Origin of the sequence: Streptomyces sp. NPDC059456, from assembly GCF_042750055.1 — a bacterium.
Classification (GTDB): domain Bacteria; phylum Actinomycetota; class Actinomycetes; order Streptomycetales; family Streptomycetaceae; genus Streptomyces.
The window spans coordinates 1-4,114 of record NZ_JBHYVA010000736.1 but is presented as its reverse complement, the minus strand read 5'-3'; the positions used below and the strand labels follow the sequence as shown (position 1 = coordinate 4,114).

The 4,114-nt window shown below is 72.5% G+C and carries 5 protein-coding genes; 2 read left to right on the top strand and 3 right to left on the bottom strand.

From position 1 onward, the window contains the following. Positions 1 to 181 precede the first annotated feature (181 nt). Positions 182 to 307, top strand: coding sequence for a hypothetical protein (locus ACFXA3_RS37435; protein WP_385194859.1), 126 nt, complete (start codon positions 182 to 184; stop codon positions 305 to 307). Positions 308 to 635: 328 nt separating this feature from the next. Here the strand turns inward: ACFXA3_RS37435 and ACFXA3_RS37430 are convergent, their stop codons facing one another. Then, a complete protein-coding gene (locus ACFXA3_RS37430) occupies positions 636 to 1,427 on the bottom strand; it encodes a peptidoglycan recognition family protein (protein ID WP_385194857.1) in 792 nt (263 codons plus the stop codon). A gap of 306 nt (positions 1,428 to 1,733) precedes the next feature. Between ACFXA3_RS37430 and ACFXA3_RS37425 the strand changes: the two genes are divergently transcribed. After that, a complete protein-coding gene (locus tag ACFXA3_RS37425) occupies positions 1,734 to 1,949 on the top strand; it encodes a hypothetical protein (RefSeq protein ID WP_385194855.1) in 216 nt (71 codons plus the stop codon). A 61-nt stretch (positions 1,950 to 2,010) separates the two neighbouring features. On the opposite strand, the gene ACFXA3_RS37420 is transcribed toward ACFXA3_RS37425, so the two are convergent. Next, on the bottom strand, positions 2,011 to 2,901 hold the full coding sequence (locus ACFXA3_RS37420) for a geranyl diphosphate 2-C-methyltransferase (protein WP_385194853.1): 891 nt from the start codon (positions 2,899 to 2,901) through the stop codon (positions 2,011 to 2,013). Positions 2,902 to 2,916: 15 nt separating this feature from the next. Continuing rightward, positions 2,917 to 4,114 (bottom strand): family 2 encapsulin nanocompartment cargo protein terpene cyclase (locus ACFXA3_RS37415; protein WP_385194850.1); only part of this gene is annotated, 1,198 nt, incomplete at its 5' end.

The following is a 4,114-nucleotide window of genomic DNA, read 5'->3' as shown; positions in this document are numbered from 1 at the left end:
GAGAGTGTTATGTGGTGTATTTTGTGTCTGGGTGGGGGGGGGTGGGGGGGGCGGTTTTTTGTGAGTGGGGGTGGGGGGGGTGGGGTGGGGGGGGGCCGTGGGGGGGGGCGAGCCCCTGACCCCGGGCACCCCATTCCGCCGTTAGTGGGCGGGTAGGGGGGACGGGCCCAGGGAGTCGATCGTGGCCACGGGGCTGGTGGACGACGCGACGGTCGACGAGGCGATCGGCTATCTCGGCTCCCCGGACTGCGCCGCGCTCTCGCCGGGGATGATCACCGCCTGGGGGCGGAGACCGGCGCCGGGGTGAACCGGTCGCCGCGGTCACCCGCGGGAATGCCCCCAGCCCACGGGGTTGCCACCACCGCGGTGCGGGCTCCGGCGCCGCCTGTCGCGGCGGCACCAGATGCGATAGGCGCTGAAACACGAGGCAACGGCGACCGAGGCGGCGCACCAGAGTCCGGCGCATACGAGGATCATCGCGAGCAGGGACATGCGGCCTCACTCCTGTCCTGACGCACCGTCGGAGCACGTGGCCCGAACCGCTTCCACGGGCCCGCTCGTCATTGCAGTACGTGTACCCCCGCCGCGCCCGCTTCAGCCCACCAACGCGCCCCCGAATGGCGCCGGGCGCACGACTACGGGAGGAGGCCCGCCGGGAGGTATTCCGGCAGGGGGTTCAGGGAGTGGATGCCGGCCTTGTCGATCAGGTCCTGGATCGGGTCCTGCACCGGCTCGGCCAGGGGGCTGCCCAGCAGGGTGGCGACGTTCTTGCGCAACGTCGGGAGCAGGGCGTAGAGGCGGTCGCCGGGGCAGGAGGTGGAGTTGAAGTCCCGGTGGCCGTAGATCTCCGAGGCCGGCAGGCCGTACTGGCGGCAGACGTGGGCGCACAGGTCCGCCAGCGCGGCGAACTGCGCCGCCGGCGGGTCCTCCGTCATGTAGGTGCCCTCGTTCTCGATGCCGATCGACACGGTGTTCTGCCCGACGCAGTGCGCCGCGCGCACCTGGCGCGTGCCGGTGCGGTGCTCGGCGAGGCTGTTGTGCCGGCCTTCCAGGAGGAAGGCGCCGCGGCTGACCGTGAAGTGCTGCCCGGTGTCGATCCAGCCCTGGGCGTCCATGTGGTACGTCTGGATCGCCCTGGCCAGGGCGAACGCGCGCTGCTGTGAGTAGTCGGTGACGTTCAGCGTCGCGGTGTGGTGGACGATGATCCGCTCCGGGCGGTTGGCCAGGATCACCACGGCTTCGGAAGCGGCTCGCGCGCCCCAGGTGGCGCAGCTCGCGATCTCCGGGCCGGCGGCGGCGTGCGCGCGGCCCGCCGGGAGGAGGGGGAGCGCCGATCCGGCGGCCAGGGCGAACGCGCCCGTGACGACCGAACGGCGGCTGAAGTGTGCTGTGTGCGCCGGGTCCTGCTGCTGCACGGAGGAGGTCATGCCGTGCCCTTTCCGTTGGAGGCTGCCCATTGAAGGGGCCCCCGCCTGCCGGGGCGGACGGGACACACCGGCGGCCCGCACATTCACGGCCCCGGATCCCGCGCCCGGGCTCCGCTGCGGCACCACGGGGTGAGCGGGGGCGGCCATCCGGGTGCGGCGCGGGCCGTGTCCGGCGGTCGGGCCGGGCCGTCTCTCCCATCCTGGGCGGGGAGGACGGTCCCCCGGCCGCCCGGGCCGCCGGCCCACCGGTCCGCCGAAGTCCCCTCGTCCCCGCCCCGAACCGGCCCGCCGCACAAGGAGTACGGAATGTCCTTCGACGCCGTCGAACGCTTTCTCGCCGCCCTCGACCCGACGCACCGCGAGACCGTCGGGGGCAAGCCGCGCGCGGAGCAGGAGCGGCTCGCCGCGGCCTGGGAGGAGGAACTGGAGCGGGACACCGACATCGACACGCTGGACGAGCTGTCACCCCCGGCCGCCGAGAGCGAGGCGGCGCGGCGGGTGATGGAGCGTCAGTCCGAGTAGCCGGGCCCGTGGGTCGGGTCACGGGCCCCGCCGTCCGCCCGGGGTGTCCCCCGGTACCGGCTCAGACGCGGTCGGCCGCGATCAGGACGTACTGGAACGAGCCGTCCTTGTAGGAGTTGATGAACGCCTCCTCGATGCCGGTGACCAGCGAGGACGTGGCCCGGAGCTCCCAGTACGGCAGGGTCGCGGGAGTCAGGTCGATGACGGCCTGCGGGACGAGCCGGTTGTCGGCCATGGCCCGCATGTACTCCCGGCGGGAGTGGATGTTGCACTCGAAGTGGGCGTTGATCTGGGACACCCACTTCGAGGGCTGGCCGTAACGGGGGTTCCAGCAGCCGGTGATGGTCACGTAGCGGCCGCCGACGGCGAGGACGCGGGAGTGCTCGGCCATCAGGTCGTGCAGGTCGACGTACATGCTCGACTCGTTGTTCCACGAGCCCGCGGCCCGGCCCGTCTCGAACGGCATGTCGAGCATGTTGCAGACGCGGGCGCGGACCGAGTCGTCGATGCCGAGCTCACGGGCGCGCTGGTTCGCGAACTCGGCCTGCTTGGCCGACAGGGTGACGCCCTCGACCTTGCATCCGAAGCGCTGGTGGGCCATGACCGACGAGCCGCCGCGGCCGCAGCCGGCGTCCACGAGCATGTCGCCGTGGCCGATGGTGCCCAAGTGGTCCAGGAGGACATCGGCCTGCGCCGACTCCAGCCGGTGGAGCTCGGCGATCAGCTTCTTCTCGTATGCGCTGTCGGCGGTGTCCCCGAGGGCGGCGTGGTCGACGTCACCGATGCCGTAGTGGTGGTGGTAGAGGCCGTCCACGTCGCCGAGGCGCAGGTTCACCGGCCGGGCCTCGTGGTCCCAGTACCGGGCGATGTCACCCTGGTAGGGCGTCGCCGGGGCCGGGATGAACGCGGACGCGGCGGAGGCGGGGGCAAAGGTGAGATCGGTGTTGGTCACGTGTAGATCCGTTCGTTACCAGAAGTCGGGAAGGCTGTAGCGGTAGGTATTGGTCTGGTGCCAGTAGTGGTTGCCGTCGACCCACGCGGCCACGCCCCGCAGGAAGCGCAGGACGTTCGGGACGGGGCAGGCGGCGGCCAGGTCGGCGGCCGCGGCCTCGAAGGAGTGCATGAGGTCGTTGTGGACCTCGACTGCCTTCAGATAGGCCTCGCGGACGGAGCTTCCCTCGCGTTCGGCGAGCACCACGGGCAGGTTCAAGTGCCGGCCGGGGCTGGCGAGTTCCTTGGTGTAGGAGTAAAGGTCGTTGACGATGGTGGTGGCGTTCCCCGCGAGCGCGATCACCCGTTGCATGGCCGGCTGGGCGTGCAGGTCCGCCGGCAGTTCGTAGCCGCCCACGGTGTCGGTGATGGTGGGGCAGGGGCGGAAGTTGTTGAACTGCCGCATCGCCAGGTACTCCCACACCTCCGGGAGGTGGTCCGTCTCCGCCCAGGCCGCCTCGGCGAGGTAGCCCAGGTGGAGCCGGGCCATGTCGTGCCGGAACCGGTCGGCCTGGGAGGGGGTGGCCCCCTGGAGCAGGTACTCCATGGCCGAGCGGTAGGCACGCCGCGGGGCGTCCGAGTGGAGCGACTGCGCCCACTGCGGGGCGTAGTCCGCGGTGGTGTGCAGCGGGTCCAGGGCGGTGTGCGCGAGCAGCAGGCGCCCGCCGAGGCCGACGGGCGAGCCGCCGTGGTCCTCGCAGTAGCAGTCGTCGACCACGTTCTCCGCGACCATCAGCCGCGCGGCGATCATGAGATGGTCGACCGAGGGGGCGTCCGGGTGACAGGCGACCATGTAGCGGCCGATGGAGAAGCCGTCGAACTGGTCCTCCCACTCCGGGGGGTAGAGCTCGACCTCGTCCACCGCCCACGTCTTGATCCTGCCGCCGATCTCCTCCACCCGTGCGGGGTCGGGTTCCGGCACGGGGTGGTGGTAGAGGCCCGGGATCGGCCGGCCGGCCGCCGAGGGCTCCGGCGGCGCGGGCGGCTCCCCGCGCCGGGCCGGGTGCAGTGCCACCGTGCCCAGACCGCTGGGGCCGCGCAGGATCCGCGCCAGGGCGGGGTTCACCTCCCGCTCCGCAGCCGGCGGGACCTCCGCCGCGGCGGGGGCCGCGGGTGCCCCCCGGGCGTCCCGCCGCCCCCCCCGGGGGTCAGACGGGCCTCGCCGGCGGAACCCA

Excerpts from the sequence above, each read along its gene's own strand:
- ACFXA3_RS37430 (WP_385194857.1), bottom strand. The coding sequence starts at position 1,427 with ATGACCTCCTCCGTGCAGCAGCAGGACCCGGCGCACACAGCACACTTC.
- ACFXA3_RS37425 (WP_385194855.1), top strand. The coding sequence starts at position 1,734 with ATGTCCTTCGACGCCGTCGAACGCTTTCTCGCCGCCCTCGACCCGACG.